This is a genomic window from Streptococcus troglodytae (genome assembly GCF_002355215.1).
Classification (GTDB): domain Bacteria; phylum Bacillota; class Bacilli; order Lactobacillales; family Streptococcaceae; genus Streptococcus; species Streptococcus troglodytae.
This window is the reverse complement of record NZ_AP014612.1, coordinates 371,254-391,227: the sequence shown is the minus strand read 5'-3', so window position 1 is coordinate 391,227 and position 19,974 is coordinate 371,254. Positions and strand designations below refer to the sequence as shown.

Here is a 19,974-nt window from a genome sequence, read left to right as displayed (position 1 = left end):
AACTTATTTTTGGATAAGTCCTCGAGCGATTAGTATTGGTCCGCTTCACGTCTCACAACGCTTCCACTCCCAACCTATCTACCTGTTCTTCTCTCAGGGCTCTTACTAACTTGATGTTATGGGAAATCTCATCTTGAGGGGGGCTTCACACTTAGATGCTTTCAGCGTTTATCCCCTCCCTACTTAGCTACCCAGCCATGCTCTTGGCAGAACAACTGGTACACCAGCGGTAAGTCCACTCTGGTCCTCTCGTACTAGGAGCAGATCCTCTCAAATTTCCTTCGCCCGCGACGGATAGGGACCGAACTGTCTCACGACGTTCTGAACCCAGCTCGCGTGCCGCTTTAATGGGCGAACAGCCCAACCCTTGGGACCGACTACAGCCCCAGGATGCGACGAGCCGACATCGAGGTGCCAAACCTCCCCGTCGATGTGAACTCTTGGGGGAGATAAGCCTGTTATCCCCAGGGTAGCTTTTATCCGTTGAGCGATGCCCTTCCATGCGGTACCACCGGATCACTAAGCCCGACTTTCGTCCCTGCTCGACCTGTCCGTCTCGCAGTCAAGCTCCCTTATACCTTTACACTCTGCGACTGATTTCCAACCAGTCTGAGGGAACCTTTGGGCGCCTCCGTTACGCTTTAGGAGGCGACCGCCCCAGTCAAACTGCCCGTCAGACACTGTCTCCGTAGATGATCAACCTACCGGGTTAGAGTAGCCATCACACAAGGGTAGTATCCCAACAGCGCCTCCAAGTAAACTAGCGTTCACTCTTCCTTGGCTCCTACCTATCCTGTACATGTGTAACAGATACGCAATATCAAACTGCAGTAAAGCTCCATGGGGTCTTTCCGTCCTGTCGCGGGTAACCTGCATCTTCACAGGTACTAAAATTTCACCGAGTCTCTCGTTGAGACAGTGCCCAAATCATTACGCCTTTCGTGCGGGTCGGAACTTACCCGACAAGGAATTTCGCTACCTTAGGACCGTTATAGTTACGGCCGCCGTTTACTGGGGCTTCAATTCACACCTTCGACAAATGTCTAAGCGCTCCTCTTAACCTTCCAGCACCGGGCAGGCGTCACCCCCTATACTTCATCTTGCGATTTCGCAGAGAGCTGTGTTTTTGATAAACAGTTGCTTGGGCCTTTTCACTGCGGCTGACCTTATAGCCAGCGCCCCTTCTCCCGAAGTTACGGGGCCATTTTGCCGAGTTCCTTAACGAGAGTTCGCTCGCTCACCTGAGGCTACTCGCCTCGACTACCTGTGTCGGTTTGCGGTACGGGTAGAGTATTCATTAACGCTAGAAGCTTTTCTTGGCAGTGTGACATCACTAACTTCGCTACTAAACTTCGCTCCCCATCACAGCTCAATGTTATAGATATAAGCATTTGACTCATATCACACCTCACTGCTTGACCAGACATTTCCAATCGTCTGGTTTAGTTAGCCTCCTGCGTCCCTCCTTCACTCAATACTCTAGTACAGGAATATCAACCTGTTGCCCATCGGATACACCTTTCGGTCTCTCCTTAGGTCCCGACTAACCCAGGGCGGACGAGCCTTCCCCTGGAATCCTTAGTCTTACGGTGGACAGGATTCTCACCTGTCTTGCGCTACTCATACCGGCATTCTCACTTCTATGCACTCCAGCGCTCCTTGCGGTACACCTTCTGCGCACATAGAACGCTCTCCTACCATCCCCTAAGGGATCCACAGCTTCGGTAAATTGTTTCAGCCCCGGTACATTTTCGGCGCAGGGTCACTCGACTAGTGAGCTATTACGCACTCTTTGAATGAATAGCTGCTTCTAAGCTAACATCCTAGTTGTCTGTGCAACCCCACATCCTTTTCCACTTAACAATTATTTGGGGACCTTAGCTGGTGGTCTGGGCTGTTTCCCTTTCGACTACGGATCTTAGCACTCGCAGTCTGACTGCCGGTCTTAACTCGTTGGCATTCGGAGTTTATCTGAGATTGGTAATCCGGGATGGACCCCTCAATCAAACAGTGCTCTACCTCCAAGAGTCTCACGACCGACGCTAGCCCTAAAGCTATTTCGGAGAGAACCAGCTATCTCCAAGTTCGTTTGGAATTTCTCCGCTACCCACAAGTCATCCAAACACTTTTCAACGTGTCCTGGTTCGGTCCTCCAGTGCGTTTTACCGCACCTTCAACCTGCTCATGGGTAGGTCACTTGGTTTCGGGTCTACATCTACGTACTCTGCCGCCCTTTTCAGACTCGGTTTCCCTACGGCTCCGTCTCTTCAACTTAACCTCGCACGTAAACATAACTCGCCGGTTCATTCTACAAAAGGCACGCTCTCACCCATTAACGGGCTCGAACTTCTTGTAAGCACACGGTTTCAGGTTCTCTTTCACTCCCCTTCCGGGGTACTTTTCACCTTTCCCTCACGGTACTGGTTCACTATCGGTCACTAGGGAGTATTTAGGGTTGGGAGATGGACCTCCCAGATTCCGACGGGATTCCTCGTGTCCCGCCGTACTCAGGATCCTGCTTGGCATCAAGTGAATTTCAAATACGAGGCTCTTACTCTCTCTGGCGACTCTTCCCAGAGTCTTCTTCTATTCCCTTGGCTGCTTTTGTGCAGTCCTACAACCCCAGAGTGTAAACACTCTGGTTTGCCCTCTTGCCTCTTCGCTCGCCGCTACTGGGGCAATCGCTCTTGCTTTCTCTTCCTGCAGCTACTGAGATGTTTCAGTTCACTGCGTCTTCCTCTGCATTACCTTAACAGTAATGAGTGACAGGCTTAACCTGCCGGGTTCCCCCATTCGGATATCTCTGGATCAAGGCTTACTTACAGCTCCCCAAAGCATGTCGTCGTTCGTCACGTCCTTCTTCGGCTCCTAGTGCCTAGGCATCCACCGTGCGCCCTTATTAACTTAACCTTATTTTCTCGTTTCTTTGGCTTTGCAGCGTCTCGGTTTCTTTCGTGTTGTCCCTATAGCTGCGCTATAGGGCTCTTTCTAGCTATTCAATTGTCAATGAACCATCGTATTTTATAGACTTCCTTGTCTTAAACAAGATATTAAGTTGAACTCTAGACTTACTTCTTTAGTATCCTGTTTTAATGGAGCCTAGCGGGATCGAACCGCTGACCTCCTGCGTGCAAAGCAGGCGCTCTCCCAGCTGAGCTAAGGCCCCACTTACCCTCTCAAAACTAAACAAGAAGCTCCCCTATCGTGCTTTCCTTTTTTCCTTAGAAAGGAGGTGATCCAGCCGCACCTTCCGATACGGCTACCTTGTTACGACTTCACCCCAATCATCCATCCCACCTTAGGCGGCTGGCCCCTTAACGGTTACCTCACCGACTTCGGGTGTTACAAACTCTCGTGGTGTGACGGGCGGTGTGTACAAGGCCCGGGAACGTATTCACCGCGGCGTGCTGATCCGCGATTACTAGCGATTCCGACTTCATGGAGGCGAGTTGCAGCCTCCAATCCGAACTGAGATCGGCTTTCAGAGATTAGCTTGCCGTCACCGGCTCGCAACTCGTTGTACCGACCATTGTAGCACGTGTGTAGCCCAGGTCATAAGGGGCATGATGATTTGACGTCATCCCCACCTTCCTCCGGTTTATTACCGGCAGTCTCGCTAGAGTGCCCAACTTAATGATGGCAACTAACAATAAGGGTTGCGCTCGTTGCGGGACTTAACCCAACATCTCACGACACGAGCTGACGACAACCATGCACCACCTGTCTCCGATGTACCGAAGTAACTTCTTATCTCTAAGAATAACATCGGGATGTCAAGACCTGGTAAGGTTCTTCGCGTTGCTTCGAATTAAACCACATGCTCCACCGCTTGTGCGGGCCCCCGTCAATTCCTTTGAGTTTCAACCTTGCGGTCGTACTCCCCAGGCGGAGTGCTTATTGCGTTAGCTCCGGCACTAAGCCCCGGAAAGGGCCTAACACCTAGCACTCAGCGTTTACGGCGTGGACTACCAGGGTATCTAATCCTGTTCGCTACCCACGCTTTCGAGCCTCAGCGTCAGTGACAGACCAGAGAGCCGCTTTCGCCACTGGTGTTCCTCCATATATCTACGCATTTCACCGCTACACATGGAATTCCACTCTCCCCTTCTGCACTCAAGTCAGACAGTTTCCAGAGCACACTATGGTTGAGCCATAGCCTTTTACTCCAGACTTTCCTAACCGCCTGCGCTCCCTTTACGCCCAATAAATCCGGGCAACGCTCGGGACCTACGTATTACCGCGGCTGCTGGCACGTAGTTAGCCGTCCCTTTCTGGTAAGCTACCGTCACAGTCTAAGCTTTCCACTCTTACACCCGTTCTTCGCTTACAACAGAGCTTTACGATCCGAAAACCTTCTTCACTCACGCGGCGTTGCTCGGTCAGACTTTCGTCCATTGCCGAAGATTCCCTACTGCTGCCTCCCGTAGGAGTCTGGGCCGTGTCTCAGTCCCAGTGTGGCCGTTCACCCTCTCAGGTCGGCTATGTATCGTCGCCTTGGTAAGCTCTTACCTTACCAACTAGCTAATACAACGCAGGTCCATCTACTAGTGATGCAGTTGCATCTTTTAAGCTCCTAGCATGCGCTAAAAGCTAGCATGCGGTATTAGCTATCGTTTCCAATAGTTATCCCCCGCTAGTAGGCAGGTTACCTACGCGTTACTCACCCGTTCGCGACTCACTGACCTCGTGGAGCAAGCTCCCGTGAAATCAGTGCGTCCCACTTGCATGTATTAGGCACGCCGCCAGCGTTCGTCCTGAGCCAGGATCAAACTCTCATTTAATCTTGTTCTCATTCTGTCACTGACAGATTTATCGTTTTTCTTTAACAGGTCGATTTCTCAACCCGCACGTTTGGTTCGTCTTCTTGTTCAGTTTTCAAAGGGCTCTGCCTCTTTCTGAGACAACTTCTTTATTCTATCAGCTCTTCGCCCCTTTGTCAATAGCTTTTTCCTTTTTTTCTATTTTAATTTTTGGGTGGAAAAATAAATCCTAATATTAATGCCAGACAAAGATTGCTGAACTATCCCTACATAAAACCCAAGGACGGACTGAGATTAATACAATTATGAAATCAGACAAATTCCTCATCATCGGCCTTGGCAGTAATGCGATAGGAGCCCATACGAAAGTGAACATATATTAAGATAGGTCAACCTACTACAGTTGACAAGAATCCTAAAAAATCGCCACAAAGGTGATGGTTTCTCGTAATAACATCTGGACGGTCAGTAACTACGTCATCTCAGGTACCCCAGACTTAGGGTCCGGCAGAAACCTTCCTGTCCTCAGATATTAGATTGCTTAAAGAATAGCAAGATAATTAGAGTTTATCAACTTTTTTCAGCAGACCATTCTTCAAACGCTACCCCAATTTTAAGTTAGAAATTTCATGCATAGTAGCCAGATAAAAATAATAGTTCTTGCGATCTAGCTTGATACCGAGTAAGAGATTTTCATCAAAAATGCTGACATATTCCATACTAATATTTTTCTCACGAGGATTTATTCCAACATAATTTGGATGCACTAAAATAGAATCAATCGAATCCAGATATTAAAGTATGTTTTCTTGATGGTGTTTTTTGAAATGCTTTTCAAAGCCCTCAAACTTGGCAATACTATCCGTTAATATCTTTATACCTAACAACTCTTTAATTTTAAGATCAATTTTTCCTAGACTTTATATTAACTCCTCACAATTTTGAGATTTCTAACTTATTTATTTCGGAGAAAGTTGGAGAAAATATTTTTTATAATCAAAACAAATTCACTTTTGTAATTAGACATTGTATTTTCTTTATACATAATTTTTGTTTAATCTCTGTTCGTATATTATCATATACAAATTCTATCTCATTTTCAAAACCAATTCGTTCAGATGCGATCTCAACATATTCATTCAAATATACTTCTAAATTTCTAAACAGAAAATCACTGAAATAAGCCTTTTTAGCAAGTAAAATTAGATCATCAACATAGTTCGTCATAACCTTATCATTCCTTCTTTGCTCATCCTCAAAACGTAGCTTTTTTTCTTTCTCATTTTGACTGTTGAAAATCAAGAAAGTCACAAGAATTGCCAAAGCTGACAGAACAACTCCATAGTAGTCCTTGTTTGCTACGGATATAAAGTTATATATTTGTGGTAAGAGGATTCTGATTTCTAAATAATGGTAAAAATAGCTACTAGAATAACTAATAAATACAATAAAACTTTGAAAGTTTTTTTAAACAATGTCTACCCACCTTTATTAATTTATTTTCATTATAGCCAGATTAATCTAATTGAAAAATACTATTTCAGAATATAATAGATAAAAAAGCTAATCGTAAAAATCAATAAGCAAGTGAAATAAAATTTAATTCCAACGCTATTTGATGACTTATTATAGAGGTATATATAATTCTGTTCTAAAACATGCCTACCTATAATAGATAAATTTAAGGAACTAGCCACGGTTAAATAAATATTGAAAATATTATTTCTCATTGTTAGAAAGAAATCAGTCTTTGTATTAGCAATAACCCATGGCTTGAATTTTTGCCACCATTCTATTTGTCCCAAATAGTTATCTATCTCATGTTCCCAATTATTTTTTAGAATAAAAATTAATGTCCAAAAAGTAAAGAAAATTATGATTATTATTCCAAGTTTCCAATATGGATGGTAATTGTTAGTAGCAATCTTCATTTTGCGAGAAAGGTCATACGAAGTATAACCTATAACTAGAAATAATAATGCAGCCATAAAAATAATAGTCGTAGTGAAATAATCTTTATTCCATATAAACACAATCGTTAATACTATGATATTGATTAACCAACCCCAATTAACAATTCCAATTATTAGTCCTTTTACAGGATTGTGTACAAGCTCTTTTTCATCATCTTTATTTCCATATACATGAGTAGAATTATCAATCACTGTAGTACTATTATCAACTTCTTGATTAGAAATATTATTATTATCACCCGTGTTATTCTGTTTCCCAACTTGGAACTTACTGTCTTCACCAGAGAAAATATTTTTTAATAGTTCTAAAATCTTCTTCATTTTTCAAATTCTCTCCTAAATTAATTTTTAATCTTCCTTCACCAACTTTTCCATCTCTTTAATCCGCTCAACAGTAGCATCATATTTAGCTTGGTAGTCAGCTTGTTTGTCGCGTTCTTTTTGGACAATTTCAGGTTTGGCGTTTTGGACGAAGCGTTCGTTCCCGAGTTTTTTGGCAACCATGGCTAGTTCTTTTTGCCATTTGGCTAGTTCTTTATTGAGGCGGGCTAGTTCTTCTTCGACGTTGAGCAAGTCGGCTAGCGGCAGGAAGATTTCGGCACCTGTGATGACGCTTGACATGGCTAGTTCTGGGGCGGCAATGGCAGAGCTGATTTCAAGCGTTTCTGGATTGGTGAAGCGTTTGATGTAGTTGACATTGGCCTTGAAAAAGTCTTCCAAGTTGCTGTCGCTTGTTTTGACAAGGATGGTAATAGGTTTGCTTGGGGCTACATTGACTTCTGCCCTGCTATTTCGAACCGCACGAATCAGGTCTTTGAGACTTTCCACGCCAGAATGCGCTGCTTGATTTTCAAAAGCAGGGTTAACAGTTGGATAAGCTGCTGTCACGATCGAACCATCTGCGTATTGACCGAAGATTTCTTCTGTAACAAATGGCATGATTGGGTGAAGAAGGCGCAGGATTTTGTCCAAAGTGTAAAGAAGAACAGAACGTGTGATGACTTTCTCTTCTTCATTGTCGCTGTAGAGTACTTCCTTGGTCAACTCGACATACCAGTCCGCAAACTCATCCCAGATGAAGTTGTAAAGGATGTGACCAGCCACACCGAATTCGAACTTGTCGAAGTTTTCGGTGACTTTGGCAATGGTTTCATTGAGATTGTGAAGAATCCAGCGGTCCGTCACGTTACCAGCTTTGCTACCCGCTACCAAAGCAACATTTGCACTAGCTTGGTCAAGGCTAAGACCTTCATTGTTCATGAGGATATAGCGGGAAATATTCCAAATCTTGTTAATGAAATTCCAAGCAGCGTCCATCTTTTCATAAGAGAAACGCACGTCTTGACCCGGTGCAGAACCGTTTGATAAGAACCAACGCAGAGCATCTGCACCATATTTATCAACAACATCCATGGGGTCAATGCCGTTACCGAGCGATTTAGACATCTTACGCCCTTGTTCGTCACGAATAAGTCCGTGAATGAGAACATTCTGGAAAGGACGGCGGCTAGTGAATTCCAAAGATTGGAAAATCATACGAGACACCCAGAAGAAAATGATATCATAACCCGTTACCAGCGTTGATGTTGGGAAATAACGTTTGAAATCTTCTGAGTTCGTGTCAGGCCAGCCCATGGTCGAGAAAGGCCATAGTGCTGAACTAAACCAAGTGTCAAGCACGTCTTCATCCTGCTTCCATCCGTCACCCTCTGGAGCCTCTTCACCGACATACATGTCGCCTTTGTCGTTGTACCAAGCAGGGATTTGGTGGCCCCACCAGAGTTGACGAGAAATCACCCAGTCATGCACATTTTCCATCCATTGAAGGAAAGTATCATTGAAACGCGGTGGGTAAAAGTCCACTTTGTCATCAGTGTCTTGGTTGGCAATGGCATTCTTAGCCAGTTGATCCATCTTAACGAACCATTGGGTAGACAGACGTGGCTCAACCGGCACACCTGTCCGTTCTGAGTGACCAACCGAGTGGGTCATCTTTTCGATTTCCACAAGAGCGCCGATTTCTTCCAGTTTCTTAACAGTTGCCTTGCGGGCTTCAAAGCGATCCATGCCAGCAAATTCGCCAGCCAGTTCGTTCATGGTTCCGTCATCGTTCATAACATTGACTTGTGGCAGATTGTGGCGCTGACCAACGAGGAAGTCGTTAGGGTCATGGGCAGGTGTGATCTTAACAACACCTGTTCCAAATTCTGGATCAGCATGTTCATCTGCCACAATTGGGATTGGCTTATTAACGATTGGTAAGATTACATTTTGTCCAATCAGATCTTTGTAACGATCATCATTTGGATTGACAGCGACAGCCGTATCCCCAAACATGGTCTCTGGACGTGTGGTCGCAACTTCTAAGCTGCGCGAGCCATCTTCCAACAGATAATTCATGTGGTAGAAGGCACCTTCCACGTCCTTGTGGATGACTTCAATGTCGGACAAAGCTGTGCGGGCCTTAGGGTCCCAGTTGATAATGAATTCGCCGCGGTAAATCCAGCCTTTTTTATAGAGTTCTACGAAAACCTTGCGGACCGCTTTAGACAAGCCTTCATCAAGGGTGAAACGTTCCCGCGAATAATCAACGGAAATTCCCATCTTGCCCCACTGTTCTTTGATGGTTGCCGCATATTCGTCCTTCCATTCCCAGACCTTATCCAGAAATTTCTCACGACCAAGATCATAACGGGAAACGCCGTCTTCAGCCAAGCGAGCTTCTACCTTAGCCTGCGTAGCAATTCCGGCATGGTCCATCCCCGGCAGCCAGAGGGTATCAAAGCCCTGCATACGCTTCTGGCGGATAATAATATCCTGTAAGGTCGTGTCCCAAGCGTGTCCAAGGTGCAATTTCCCCGTCACATTTGGCGGTGGAATCACGATAGAGTAAGGGTGTGCTTTTTTGTCTCCTGATGGCTTAAAAACATCCTCATCAAGCCATTTTGCATAACGCCCAGCTTCGACCTCAGCTGGATTGTATTTTGGTGAAAGTTGTTTAGACATTTTGGTTCTCCTTTGCTTTACGTTTAAATTAAAAGATCTGGGTTTTCTTTTAATTCTGGCATAGATATGACTCTACCTTCTTTAAAATATTTATAGGGGGTGGTATTTACTGTGACTATTCCAATTTCAATATTTGTAAATTCACCAAATTCCCTTTTGAATAAATCCTTTTTATTTTCAATTTCATTTTTCAAATTCCGTAACTTCGAAAACTCCTTATATATTGAGGTGTTTATAGTACTTTTACATTGCCTCCAATTTCTTGCCAAGCCATAATTTTTCAAATCGTAAATATACAATTTAGAATTGTATATGAATAATAAATCAATTTCTTCCTTTAAACTTTTGGATTTTATTAATTCTTTTATTTCTGCAATCTTAGATTAATTTTGACATTTTTATCTATATTTGAAGCAATCGCTCATCGAAGTTTTCTTTAATCAATTCTGTCCATTTTTTCCCATTTCGTTTGTTTAGTATATCTGTTCTTAGAATTCTATATGAAAAATATTTGGAAGATTCAAAAAACGAAAACACTGGTATTAAATCATAATTTGAAAATGTTATTAATGGCGATCTAAATAATCTTTTATTTGGTTCACTCATTAAATTAGTAGATTTATTTTTATAAAATTCTTCATTATTTAAAGTCAAATTATTAATAATTAAATCAGCCTGTTCTTCAAGAATACTTTGATTTAAAGACAAGTCTTTAATAAGTAGTCCTTTTTCACAAATACTAATATAATTATTCTCCAATTTTAGAGCCCTCTGGTCATCAGATTTACTTAAATAATCACTTAATAGGGACGGTGATATTTTTTAACCTTTTTAAGATACTCCATTATAATATCAATTTTTTTATCACCAATAACTACTATTTCATCACGTGTATCAACTAAATATTTAGTAAACTGTTCAAATACTCTACTAGGAAATTTAATCCCAAACTCTTCAGTAAAACTAATATCTTCTCTCTCTGCAGTATTCATAAATGGGAGAATATCAGAATAAGACTCTAACTGAAAGATCGAAAAGCATAAACCAAACAACTCAAACAGTTCCCTAAAGTCCATGAAATTCTTAGTTTGAGAATGATTCTCCTTCGCCTTTTCAATAGTTAAAAGTTCATTTACAACAAATTCTAAACAAGATTTTAATTCTCCCAAATACACTCTGGGATCGAAAAAAATATGAGATTTTAGCCTGTTAAAATGGATAATCAGTGAATCAATAACATCATTTTCCGTTTGGATAAAATCTGTATCCATACAAACTGTAATTTTACTTAACACACTCGCTAATAGAATCATCTGAATAACAAGAGAATCTCGATTATATAGTGAAAGTCTACTCCTTATCTTTTGAATAATATCTTGTTTGACATAATCAATAATCTGCCTAATTCCTGAGTTCGTTAAAGTAAAAGTACCGGGTATATCTAATTCTAAGAAATGTTGGCTAGCCAAACTTTGGCCAATATTTCTATTTCCTTTAGTTTGAAGAGACGGGCGTTTAAACTTAGCAAATAAATCTGGTAATTCAATCTGCATGTTTTCACGAACAGTTCCAGAAAAAACTGTTACTAAGAACTTAAAAATTTCACTATTACTATCAATAATACCTCCTGTTCTTAATGCATAATCAACAGTTTCTATATCTAGTTCAGAACTTTTATTATCCATTTAGTTTCTCCCACTCACTCACCTTAGTTATAAACTTATCAAAATCCGACACAATTTTCTGGGTGCGGTTGAATTTCTCATATTCTTGACTGGCTTTTTCATCTGCCTGTTTTTTGGAAATTTTTCCTTTTCCTTCTAGAATTTCGTATTCATTGAAAGACAGGAAACGATCTATACTGTCTGCCAAGCCTTGCATGGTGAAAGTATTTCGCCGTTCAATTAGACCTTCAATATAGTCAAAATAGGAAGTGACCGTCCGCTCTAGCTGGCGGATTTCTTTTTCCTGCAGATAGTTCTTAGCCACTGTGACATCGGACTTGAGCACGCGTCCGTCAGGTGCATTCTTCCAGGTGGTCAGACCCATTTTATCCTTGTCAGCTCCCTGCTTCTTTCAAGAGTTCATGAACCCATAAATCAGTATTTATTTCTTTCTTAGCCATCATTAATTCCTTTTAACTATTAAATTTTCCCACTCCCTCTTCAGCAAGCCATAAACCAATTCTGCGCAGCGATTGCCTTGGGCGTCTTTGCGATCACGTATATGAGCTTCAAGAGTGAAGCCCAGCTTTTCTGCAACTCGCCTACTTTGGAGATTGTAATCATAGCAAGTCAGTTCAATCTTGTGAAGATCCAGTTCTTTAAAAGCTAGGTCAATCAAAGTACGCGCTGCTTCTGGCACATAACCCTTGCCCCAATAATCTGGATGCAAGGTATAGCCTATTTCAAGGACATCATCTGCATGACGGTGACTAAAATCAACAGAGCCAACAATTTTATCCGTTCCTTTGATGACAATTCCGTAACCTGCTGGGAGGTTATCCTTTTGATTACGTTCGGGTAGAATATGTTCTAGGTAGTAAATCTCATCTTCCAAAATCTTGACGGGCGGAAATCCTGCCGGATAGGAAACCTCTGGGCGATTGGCATAGTCAAAGATGTCCTCGGCATCCGCTACTGTTCGCACTCGTAAAATCAGACGTTTGGTCTCTACACGTTCAGGTAATGCTTTGTTACTCATCTTTCTTCCTCACTTTCTTCATAAAGCTTCCTATAGGGTCTACCTGCTCATTCAGATAACGATAGACACGCTCATGTCCATCACCCATAAAATAGATAGGAGATAGCTTTTGATTATCAAGATTCCCCTTATCATCTAGCAAGTCCTGCTCAATCAGTCTCCCGACAATAGTAGCAAAAATATGGCAAATACCATCATCCTCCACTACTCGGTTCACTTTACACTCTAAAATGAGCGGACAGCAGTCCAAAACAGGCGCATCTACTTTCTCAGAAAGACTATACTCAAAATGGAAGCGAGCCAACTTTTCGCGATGTGTCACAAAGCCAGCCCGCTCAGCCTGTACCATTCCATCTTTATGAGGGATATTAACAGTAAATTCACCAAACTTAGGGATCTGCTCCGCCGCATTTTCATTCGCCACAATACCAATAACAATCTGGTCTCCTAGGCTGTAAGACGAACTGCAAGTAGTGACATTGTAGCCGAAATTTTCATCCTTGTAACCAAGAATAAAAACAGGAAAACCATAGTAAAGTTTACTTGTTTGAAACGATTGTTTCATACCAACCTCCTTTGAGCAATAAAGCAAAAGATAAAAAATCGCCCCTGCCATCTACATGACAGGGACGAATGCAATTATCCGCGGTACCACCCAGTTTCGGGCTAAACCCGCAACTCATTTTATTTCAAAAAATCACATCAGCAACCAGTTTCGACATTTGTGCGGATTTTCCAGTAACGCCGCTTCCTATAACAAATGGAATTCAAAACACCTCTGAATGACCTTATTTTATCAGATTAACCTTTAGAAATCAATAATTTCTCTCACCGAAAAGACCATCTGGCAGGTCGTGAAATCTTTTGCCAGCCTTATAATTTTCAAATTTTCCTTGGATAAATTTATAGGCATCCAGCTTGCTCTCATAACGAATATAAGCATCTGCTACACGGCCATCTTTATCTTCTTCAATGATTTTACGACTGGCATTCATGGCCATTTCATTAATGGTCACTTGTGAATTGACCCAAGCTTCAAATTCTTGTAAAAATTCCTGTTCGTATGACATGGTATTTCCTCTCTTAGAAATGTTATAAGTACTATTATAGCATTTTAATCAACAAAGAGATATCCATTTCCTTTTCTAATTGATATTAATGAACAAATGATATTAAGTTTTCCTCCTTGCATTCTTCATTATTTTATAGTATGATAGATGAGTCGCCGCTATAGTTAAATGGTATAATAGAGCAATGGTAATGCTCCGTTCCGAGTTCGATTCTCGGTGGCGGCATGAAACTGGACCGATCTAATTCCTATTAGGTCGGCTTTTTTGGATCCTTTTTAACAATATCACTCCAATTTAACCCCACTTTAAAATTTGAATCTTATCTTCATCACTTAGTTTCATAATAAAAACACCCCAATCGTTAGATTTTTGTCTAACTTATAGGGTGCAATTCATTCACACTAGTCGTTTTCTTTTCTTATTAATAGAATATTGATTTTTATGCTTTATTACCACATTAATGTATCATCTAATTATTTCTATAGCCCTTTGCTTAGAAATTAGAGAAATTATCCAATTACTTTCTTAAGCTTATAAAACTCATAATATGTTCCATCCATATTAGAAACAGAAGTTTTATGTTCAGTATTGCTGCCAGACAGACGAACAAGCTACCAATATCATTGCCATCCAAAAACCGATAGGTAACAAAGTCAAAACCTTTTTCATTCTTCCTATCCTTTCCTACGATCCACATAAAATTTCACAAATCTTATTTTATCCCTTTGAGTAAGTTTTCCAATAACTCGAAAATGACTAAGGGCAGATGGACTAAATCGTAAAATATTGATAGTATCAACCCAAAACGGTTTTCTTAATCCTACCTCATACCAATCCATAATTCTAAAATATTTTTGCTTAATACTTTCTGATTTTGAAGAATATTGACTCGTTATACTTAAAGCTAGCACCATCTCACTGTCAAATCTAATAAGCAAAACAGGTCTAATCTTTGAACCGCTTTTATCATGAAAACAACTCTTGCTAAAGCTATTGTATATTTCTCAAGCTTCACCATATAGAGCCTCATACTCAGAAAAATCTTCATCAAATAAATAAGCTATATCATCTGAATTATCTAAATCAATTGTTTTCATTGTTTCAGCATTTTCCATAATCAAATCAGTTAAACGCTTATTAAGCAAATCATCTGCAGAAGAATCTTTAATCTCAAAAGGAATACTTCTTGTTTTTACACTTTGTGTCAAAAAAAGCTTAACAGCTGTTGACATATCAAGACCCAATTCCTTATAAAGCTCTGTTGCTTTTTCCTTTAATTCGTCATCAACACGAATAGCTATAGTTGACATATTAATACCCCACCTTTTTCTTTATAGTCTCATTGTATAACATTAACTATACAATGTCGAACAACTTATAGGTTTATTTTTAATAATAAACCTATTTTAATAACCAACACAACTTAAATGTTTTAAAATCAAGAAAATAATTCTAATCAAAATTTCACAATGTCCGGTGGGCGGTAGCAATAACGATAATTGAAAAAGGATCTGAAAAATTATCTCAGTTCCTTTTTTTCTATTGTTGCTTGTTGATCTATTTGTTTTTAAATAAAGACATTAGTTAGCTGCGTACAAGGCTAAAATCTTATCACCAATACGTTCAACATCATCGGCTAGACCGCGCAGTTCAAAATTATCAAGCACAGGAAAACCGAATTGCTCTGCATACTGCTTAGCTGTCAGACAATATTGATTATTAAAATTTTTATTGCCGGATCCAACAATGCCATAGCAATAACGATAATTATCTGCAAAAGCTATGAACTCTCGTAAAGGGGTTGTCAAAATTTCAACATCCCCACTGTCAAGACCGTTTCCACCTTCAAGATAGGTTGGCAAGAAGGCAACAAAATAATCAGATAAGGCAAAATAATCTGCCTGATCTTTAACTAAATCTTTGACATTAACAGAATTAATTGCTAAGTCTGTTTTTGACTGTAGATAGTTTATCAAGCGAGTTACAAAACTTTTGGTATTTCCGCTTAAACTAATATAAATTAAAGTGATTGTTTTTGTCATTTTACTTCCTTACTTTTTTAGAACGATTATTTTGTTTTCGTTTTACTAATTTAACAACAGCCTCAGTTCTTGCTGTATGAGGGAACATATCAACCGATTGGATATAATTGACTTCATAGACTTTAACCAATTGAACCAAATCTCTGGCAAGAGTTGAAACATTACAAGAGACATAAACCATTTTTTCTGGCTGATAGGTTAGCAGAGTTTTTAAAAGTTTCTCATCAAGTCCTGTTCTAGGTGGATCAACAATAAGCGCCGATGCTCGATAACCCTCTTTGTACCATTTTGGAATACTATTTTCGGCTTTCCCCACTTCGTAATAGGTGTTTGTATATCCCATACGCTCAGCATTTCTTTTAGCATCTGCAATAGCTTCAGGAATAATATCCATCCCTCTAACTGATTTCACTTTATTAGCAAAAACAAGACCAATACTACCAACACCACAATAAGCATCAATGACATGATCTCCTGCAGTCACATCGAGAGCTTGAAGGACTTGACGATAAAGAATTTGCGTCTGCTGAGGATTAAGTTGATAAAAGGCTCTGGGGGATAACAAAAAGGAATAATCTAAAACTTCCTCTGAAATGCTATCAATACCCCAGAGAATCTCTGTTTTTTGTCCATAAATATCACTGGATTTGCTGAAATTAAAATTAACGGCAACCGTCTTAATTTCTGGAAAACATCCTGTCAAATCACGAATAATTCCGAGGAGATTAACTTCCTTACTGGTTACAAAAATCAACTGAACTTGATTGGTAGCTTGTGACTTTCTGACCATGATAGTTCTAACACCAGCAAAATGACGCCGTTCGTCATAAATAGGGATCTTGTGGTCGTCCAAAAGCTGACAGACTCGATTGACGATTTTTTGGGTCAGCTCATCCTGTACCAAACAATCTTTAATATCTACCAAATGATGACTCTGCTCTTTGAAAAGTCCCGCTTTAACAGAACCGCCAAATTTTCTCGTCTGAAATTGTAATTTAGCGCGATAATACTGAGGATGTTCCATTCCAATTGTCGCTCGAACGTCATAGGTCTCATAACCTTGTGGCTTAAATTTTTTCAAAGCTTGCTTTAGCAAATCTTTTTTGAAATCCAATTGTTTATCATAACGTAAATGCATAATTTGACAGCCGCCACATTCCTCATAAATAGGACAAGCAGGCTGCACCCGAAATTTAGATTTTTTATTGATGGTCAACAGTCTAGCTTGCACAAAATTGTGTTTAACACTGGTTATTTGACAAAAAATCTCTTCACCTTTCAGAGCACCGGGTACAAAAACTAAGGTTTTCTTATAAAAGCCAATTCCTTCACCGTTAATTCCCATTCTTTTAATTTTCAAGGGAATCTTTTGCTTTACTCGTAAATTCATACTACTATTCTATCATTTTCTGCTATAATAAAGGCATGAAAATTACTAAAATTGAAAAGAAAAAAGACTTTACCTGATTGAAATTGATGAAGATGAACATTTCTATATCACTGAAGACACCATTGTCCACTTTATGCTCAGCAAGAATAAGGAAATTCTCCCTGAAAAATTGAAAGAAATCAAGACTTTTGCTCAATTTTCTTATGGTAAAAACCTTGCTCTTTATTACCTTTCTTTTAAACAGCGCACGGAAAAAGAAGTCAAAGATTATCTGATAAAATATGATATTACCACTGCTGTTATTCCTCAGATTCTCACCCAGTTAAAAGAAGAAAGGTGGCTTGATGACAGCAAATATATCGAAAATATATTGCAGCAAAATCTTCATTCTGGCGATAAAGGAGCTTACATCCTTAAACAGAAATTGCTTCAAAAAGGAATCGAATCTCAGTTAATTGAAGACGTATTAAAAGATTTTGATTTCAGCAGTGTTTGCATTAAAACTGCTCAAAAACTCCTTAAAAAATATCAAAGCAAACTCCCAAAAAGAGCTCTCGAAAATAAACTCAAACATGCCTTAATGACCAAAGGATTTTCCTATCAAGAAATCAAAACAGCTCTTGAAGATTTAGATATTGAAAACAATTTTGAAAATGAAGAAGAGCTTATTTATAAAGAACTAGATAAACAATATCGGAAATATAGTAAAAAATATGAAAATTATGAACTCAGACAACACCTGACACAAAGTTTAGCCAGAAAAGGCTTTGCCTTTGATGCTATTAAAAATGCCTTACGTGAGTATTTGTAACCTTTCTGACAGAAAAAAATGCTTTTTTCTTGAAATTATGTTAAACTGTAAAGGACAAACTTAATTGTAGAAAGTTGGTAAGGCAATGAAATTACCTAAGGAAGGCGACTTTATTACAATTCAAAGTTATAAGCATGATGGTAGTTTGCACCGAACTTGGCGCGACACTATGGTACTAAAAACAACAGAAAATGCCGTTATTGGTGTTAATGATCATACTCTAGTCACTGAAAGTGATGGGAGACGATGGGTAACCCGCGAACCAGCTATTGTTTACTTTCATAAAAAATTCTGGTTTAATATCATCGCAATGATTCGAGATAATGGCGTTTCTTACTATTGCAACTTAGCTAGTCCTTATATAATGGATCAAGAAGCATTAAAGTATATCGATTATGATTTAGATGTTAAAGTTTTTGCAGATGGTGAAAAAAAACTTCTAGATGTTGATGAATATGAGTTACATAAACAAAAAATGGGATATTCTTCTGATATTGACTACATTTTGAAAGAAAACGTCAAAATTTTAGTAGACTGGATTAATAATGGTAAAGGACCCTTTTCACAATCCTATATCAATATTTGGTACAAACGTTATCTTGAACTTAAGAATCGTTAAAGTTGTCAAAAAGCACTTCAGTGGTGCTTTCTTTTTTATAGAAAGGAGTCTCTTATATCATGGCCTTTACAAATACAAAGGGACGGTATGCAAGTTTTGGTGTGGTGACAAGTTTACCTCCCGAATTGATTGATGTTTTTTGGGAAATTCTTGATAATAACTTAAAAGGCGTTTTTACACTTGACACTCTTTTAACCTTTCAATTAGTGAATAATCAAGGGCAACTGAGTTTTAAGTACTACGATAAATACAGTAAAACCGTTATTGTATCTGACTATGCAACCAAATTTGATCCTTTCTATCCAGAAATCGTTCAAATTATTGATAATAATGGCAGAGAAACTATTATTCTTCCTTATGAATTGGACATAGATTTGTAACTTTTCAAATAATGGTAATTTAAAAGCAATCACTTGTAAGCACTTCTAAAATTGGGTACAAAAGTCCAACTTAGGAGTGCTTTTAGTTATATTAGCTACTAAAATAAGAAAATTTTAATCATGGTAACTTTTTAACAATTACCTAACTTTGATAATAACTAAGAACTTACTACAATCAAACCGAGTAGGAGCTAATATATAGCCCCTCTCACACCACCGTGTGTGCCGTTCGATACGGCGGTTCAACTAAATTTTAACGAGAGCCTCAAACTTCCTCACCTTCTCATTTCACAAATTCATTCTATTGGTGCCGCCCTATATTGCGAACAGCTCCCATCATTTACGTTTTCAGGTCGCCGTCTTTTCAGATCAGGAATTAGGATAGACAAATTTGGTTTGAGAGATATTCATTTAATTGTTCACCCTTTCACTCCATTTCCATTACAAAAATTTCATCACTACTATGGGTTCGGCTAACTTCTTGTCGTTCGTTGTTACTAGGCGTTAGCCTCGAAGACCTCACGGGATAAGTCGTACTAGATAAAAGAGAAGGCTAAGGGTAGCCTTCTCTTTAGATATGTTATAAGTCAACCTACGTATAGGATTCGAACCCGCGACCCCCACCTTGGCAAGGTGATGTTCTACCACTGAACTACGTTCGCAATGCCGGCTACATGACTTGAACACGCGACCCTCTGATTACAAATCAGATGCTCTACCAACTGAGCTAAGCCGGCCTATCTCCTCTATATGCGGGTGAAGGGACTTGAACCCCCACGCCCTTAAGCGCCAGATCCTAAATCTGGTGCGTCTGCCAATTCCGCCACACCCGCTTCTCTTGATGACCCGTACTGGGCTCGAACCAGTGACCCTTTGATTAAAAGTCAAATGCTCTACCAACTGAGCTAACGAGTCGTCCTCCCTCTCCTTTCAGAAAAAGACGGTCCCGACGGGAATCGAACCCGCGATCTTCGCCGTGACAGGGCGACGTGATAACCGCTACACCACGGGACCTTCTAAATATGGGAGTTAACGGGCTCGAACCGCTGACCCTCTGCTTGTAAGGCAGATGCTCTCCCAACTGAGCTAAACTCCCTCTTGCTAAGCGACGACCCTATCTCACAGGGGGCAACCCCCAACTACTTCAGGCGTGCTAGGGCTTAACTGCTGTGTTCGGCATGGATACAGGTGTCTCCCCTAGGCTATCATCACTTAACAAG

The 19,974-nt window shown here is 40.1% G+C and carries 14 protein-coding genes, 8 tRNA genes, 3 rRNA genes and 4 pseudogenes; 4 read left to right on the top strand and 25 right to left on the bottom strand.

Annotated features, from left to right (window positions below):
• Positions 1–9: 9 nt before the first annotated feature.
• The 14 genes and pseudogenes from SRT_RS02035 to SRT_RS01980 all read right to left on the bottom strand — a co-directional run bounded on the left by SRT_RS02035 (position 10) and on the right by SRT_RS01980 (position 13,512).
• A 23S ribosomal RNA gene (locus SRT_RS02035) occupies positions 10–2,910 on the bottom strand.
• 183 nt (positions 2,911–3,093) lie between these two features.
• Positions 3,094–3,166, bottom strand: a tRNA-Ala gene (locus SRT_RS02030).
• Positions 3,167–3,225: 59 nt separating this feature from the next.
• Positions 3,226–4,781 (bottom strand): 16S ribosomal RNA (locus SRT_RS02025).
• The 16S and 23S rRNA genes sit together here with 1 tRNA gene alongside, the layout of an rRNA operon.
• Before the next feature lie 581 nt (positions 4,782–5,362).
• Positions 5,363–5,542 carry a PBECR3 domain-containing polyvalent protein gene (locus SRT_RS10315; RefSeq protein ID WP_256376018.1) on the bottom strand — a complete coding sequence of 60 codons (180 nt, stop codon included), beginning with the start codon at positions 5,540–5,542 and terminating at the stop codon, positions 5,363–5,365.
• Positions 5,543–5,966: 424 nt separating this feature from the next.
• Positions 5,967–6,235 (bottom strand): annotated as a pseudogene (locus tag SRT_RS11360) (hypothetical protein); the annotation flags it as partial.
• A 60-nt stretch (positions 6,236–6,295) separates the two neighbouring features.
• Positions 6,296–7,054, bottom strand: coding sequence for a hypothetical protein (locus SRT_RS10570; RefSeq protein ID WP_223213967.1), 759 nt, complete (start codon positions 7,052–7,054; stop codon positions 6,296–6,298).
• A 27-nt stretch (positions 7,055–7,081) separates the two neighbouring features.
• Positions 7,082–9,739 carry a valine--tRNA ligase gene (locus SRT_RS02010; RefSeq protein ID WP_128832864.1) on the bottom strand — a complete coding sequence of 886 codons (2,658 nt, stop codon included), beginning with the start codon at positions 9,737–9,739 and terminating at the stop codon, positions 7,082–7,084.
• 23 nt (positions 9,740–9,762) lie between these two features.
• Positions 9,763–9,933: a hypothetical protein gene (locus tag SRT_RS10565; protein ID WP_223213966.1), complete on the bottom strand. Its 171-nt coding sequence runs from the start codon at positions 9,931–9,933 to the stop codon at positions 9,763–9,765.
• 208 nt (positions 9,934–10,141) lie between these two features.
• The gene (locus SRT_RS10560; RefSeq protein WP_223213965.1) at positions 10,142–10,498 is read right to left on the bottom strand and encodes a hypothetical protein; all 357 of its coding nucleotides are present in this window, start codon (positions 10,496–10,498) and stop codon (positions 10,142–10,144) included.
• A gap of 41 nt (positions 10,499–10,539) precedes the next feature.
• Positions 10,540–11,424, bottom strand: a complete 885-nt coding sequence (locus SRT_RS10555) for a hypothetical protein (RefSeq protein ID WP_223213964.1) — start codon at positions 11,422–11,424, stop codon at positions 10,540–10,542.
• A pseudogene (gene rhuM, locus SRT_RS02000) lies at positions 11,417–11,797 on the bottom strand (RhuM family protein); the annotation flags it as partial. The gene SRT_RS10555 and the pseudogene rhuM, both read right to left, overlap by 8 nt.
• Positions 11,798–11,866: 69 nt before the next feature.
• Positions 11,867–12,442: a GNAT family N-acetyltransferase gene (locus tag SRT_RS01995; RefSeq protein WP_128832863.1), complete on the bottom strand. Its 576-nt coding sequence runs from the start codon at positions 12,440–12,442 to the stop codon at positions 11,867–11,869.
• Positions 12,435–13,007: a flavin reductase family protein gene (locus tag SRT_RS01990; protein WP_128832862.1), complete on the bottom strand. Its 573-nt coding sequence runs from the start codon at positions 13,005–13,007 to the stop codon at positions 12,435–12,437. The genes SRT_RS01995 and SRT_RS01990 overlap by 8 nt, the downstream gene beginning before the upstream one ends.
• A 250-nt stretch (positions 13,008–13,257) precedes the next feature.
• Entirely contained in the window at positions 13,258–13,512 is a 255-nt protein-coding gene (locus SRT_RS01980; RefSeq protein WP_128832861.1) for a DUF1912 family protein, read from the bottom strand.
• Positions 13,513–13,666: 154 nt separating this feature from the next.
• On the opposite strand from SRT_RS01980, the gene SRT_RS01975 reads away from it, so the two are divergent.
• Positions 13,667–13,737, top strand: a tRNA-Thr gene (locus SRT_RS01975).
• 284 nt (positions 13,738–14,021) lie between these two features.
• Here the strand turns inward: SRT_RS01975 and SRT_RS01970 are convergent.
• The 4 genes and pseudogenes from SRT_RS01970 to rlmD form a co-directional block, all read right to left on the bottom strand.
• Positions 14,022–14,209, bottom strand: a pseudogene (locus SRT_RS01970) (hypothetical protein).
• Positions 14,210–14,516: 307 nt separating this feature from the next.
• A complete protein-coding gene (locus SRT_RS01960; RefSeq protein ID WP_128832860.1) occupies positions 14,517–14,822 on the bottom strand; it encodes a type II toxin-antitoxin system RelB/DinJ family antitoxin in 306 nt (101 codons plus the stop codon).
• A 270-nt stretch (positions 14,823–15,092) separates the two neighbouring features.
• Positions 15,093–15,554 carry a class Ib ribonucleoside-diphosphate reductase assembly flavoprotein NrdI gene (gene nrdI / locus SRT_RS01955; RefSeq protein WP_128832859.1) on the bottom strand — a complete coding sequence of 154 codons (462 nt, stop codon included), beginning with the start codon at positions 15,552–15,554 and terminating at the stop codon, positions 15,093–15,095.
• A gap of 1 nt (position 15,555) precedes the next feature.
• Positions 15,556–16,944, bottom strand: coding sequence for a 23S rRNA (uracil(1939)-C(5))-methyltransferase RlmD (gene rlmD / locus SRT_RS01950; protein ID WP_128832858.1), 1,389 nt, complete (start codon positions 16,942–16,944; stop codon positions 15,556–15,558).
• Between the two features lie 35 nt (positions 16,945–16,979).
• Between rlmD and recX the strand changes: the two are divergent.
• The 3 genes and pseudogenes from recX (at position 16,980) to SRT_RS01935 (ending at position 18,754) form a co-directional block, all read left to right on the top strand.
• Positions 16,980–17,755, top strand: a pseudogene (gene recX / locus SRT_RS01945) (recombination regulator RecX).
• Between the two features lie 85 nt (positions 17,756–17,840).
• The gene (gene ntdP, locus SRT_RS01940) at positions 17,841–18,374 is read left to right on the top strand and encodes a nucleoside tri-diphosphate phosphatase (protein ID WP_002263684.1); all 534 of its coding nucleotides are present in this window, start codon (positions 17,841–17,843) and stop codon (positions 18,372–18,374) included.
• 59 nt (positions 18,375–18,433) lie between these two features.
• Positions 18,434–18,754, top strand: a complete 321-nt coding sequence (locus tag SRT_RS01935; RefSeq protein ID WP_002277610.1) for a DUF960 domain-containing protein — start codon at positions 18,434–18,436, stop codon at positions 18,752–18,754.
• Between the two features lie 593 nt (positions 18,755–19,347).
• On the opposite strand, the gene SRT_RS10265 is transcribed toward SRT_RS01935, so the two are convergent.
• The 7 genes from SRT_RS10265 to rrf all read right to left on the bottom strand — a co-directional run bounded on the left by SRT_RS10265 (position 19,348) and on the right by rrf (position 19,970).
• Positions 19,348–19,412, bottom strand: a tRNA-Gly gene (locus SRT_RS10265).
• 6 nt (positions 19,413–19,418) lie between these two features.
• Positions 19,419–19,491 (bottom strand) — tRNA-Thr (locus SRT_RS01930).
• A 14-nt stretch (positions 19,492–19,505) separates the two neighbouring features.
• Positions 19,506–19,587: transfer RNA gene (locus SRT_RS01925), tRNA-Leu, on the bottom strand.
• 9 nt (positions 19,588–19,596) lie between these two features.
• Positions 19,597–19,669, bottom strand: a tRNA-Lys gene (locus SRT_RS01920).
• A 26-nt stretch (positions 19,670–19,695) separates the two neighbouring features.
• Positions 19,696–19,768 (bottom strand) — tRNA-Asp (locus SRT_RS01915).
• A 9-nt stretch (positions 19,769–19,777) separates the two neighbouring features.
• Positions 19,778–19,850: transfer RNA gene (locus tag SRT_RS01910), tRNA-Val, on the bottom strand.
• Positions 19,851–19,854: 4 nt separating this feature from the next.
• Positions 19,855–19,970: ribosomal RNA gene (gene rrf, locus SRT_RS01905) — 5S ribosomal RNA — on the bottom strand.
• Positions 19,971–19,974 lie beyond the last annotated feature (4 nt).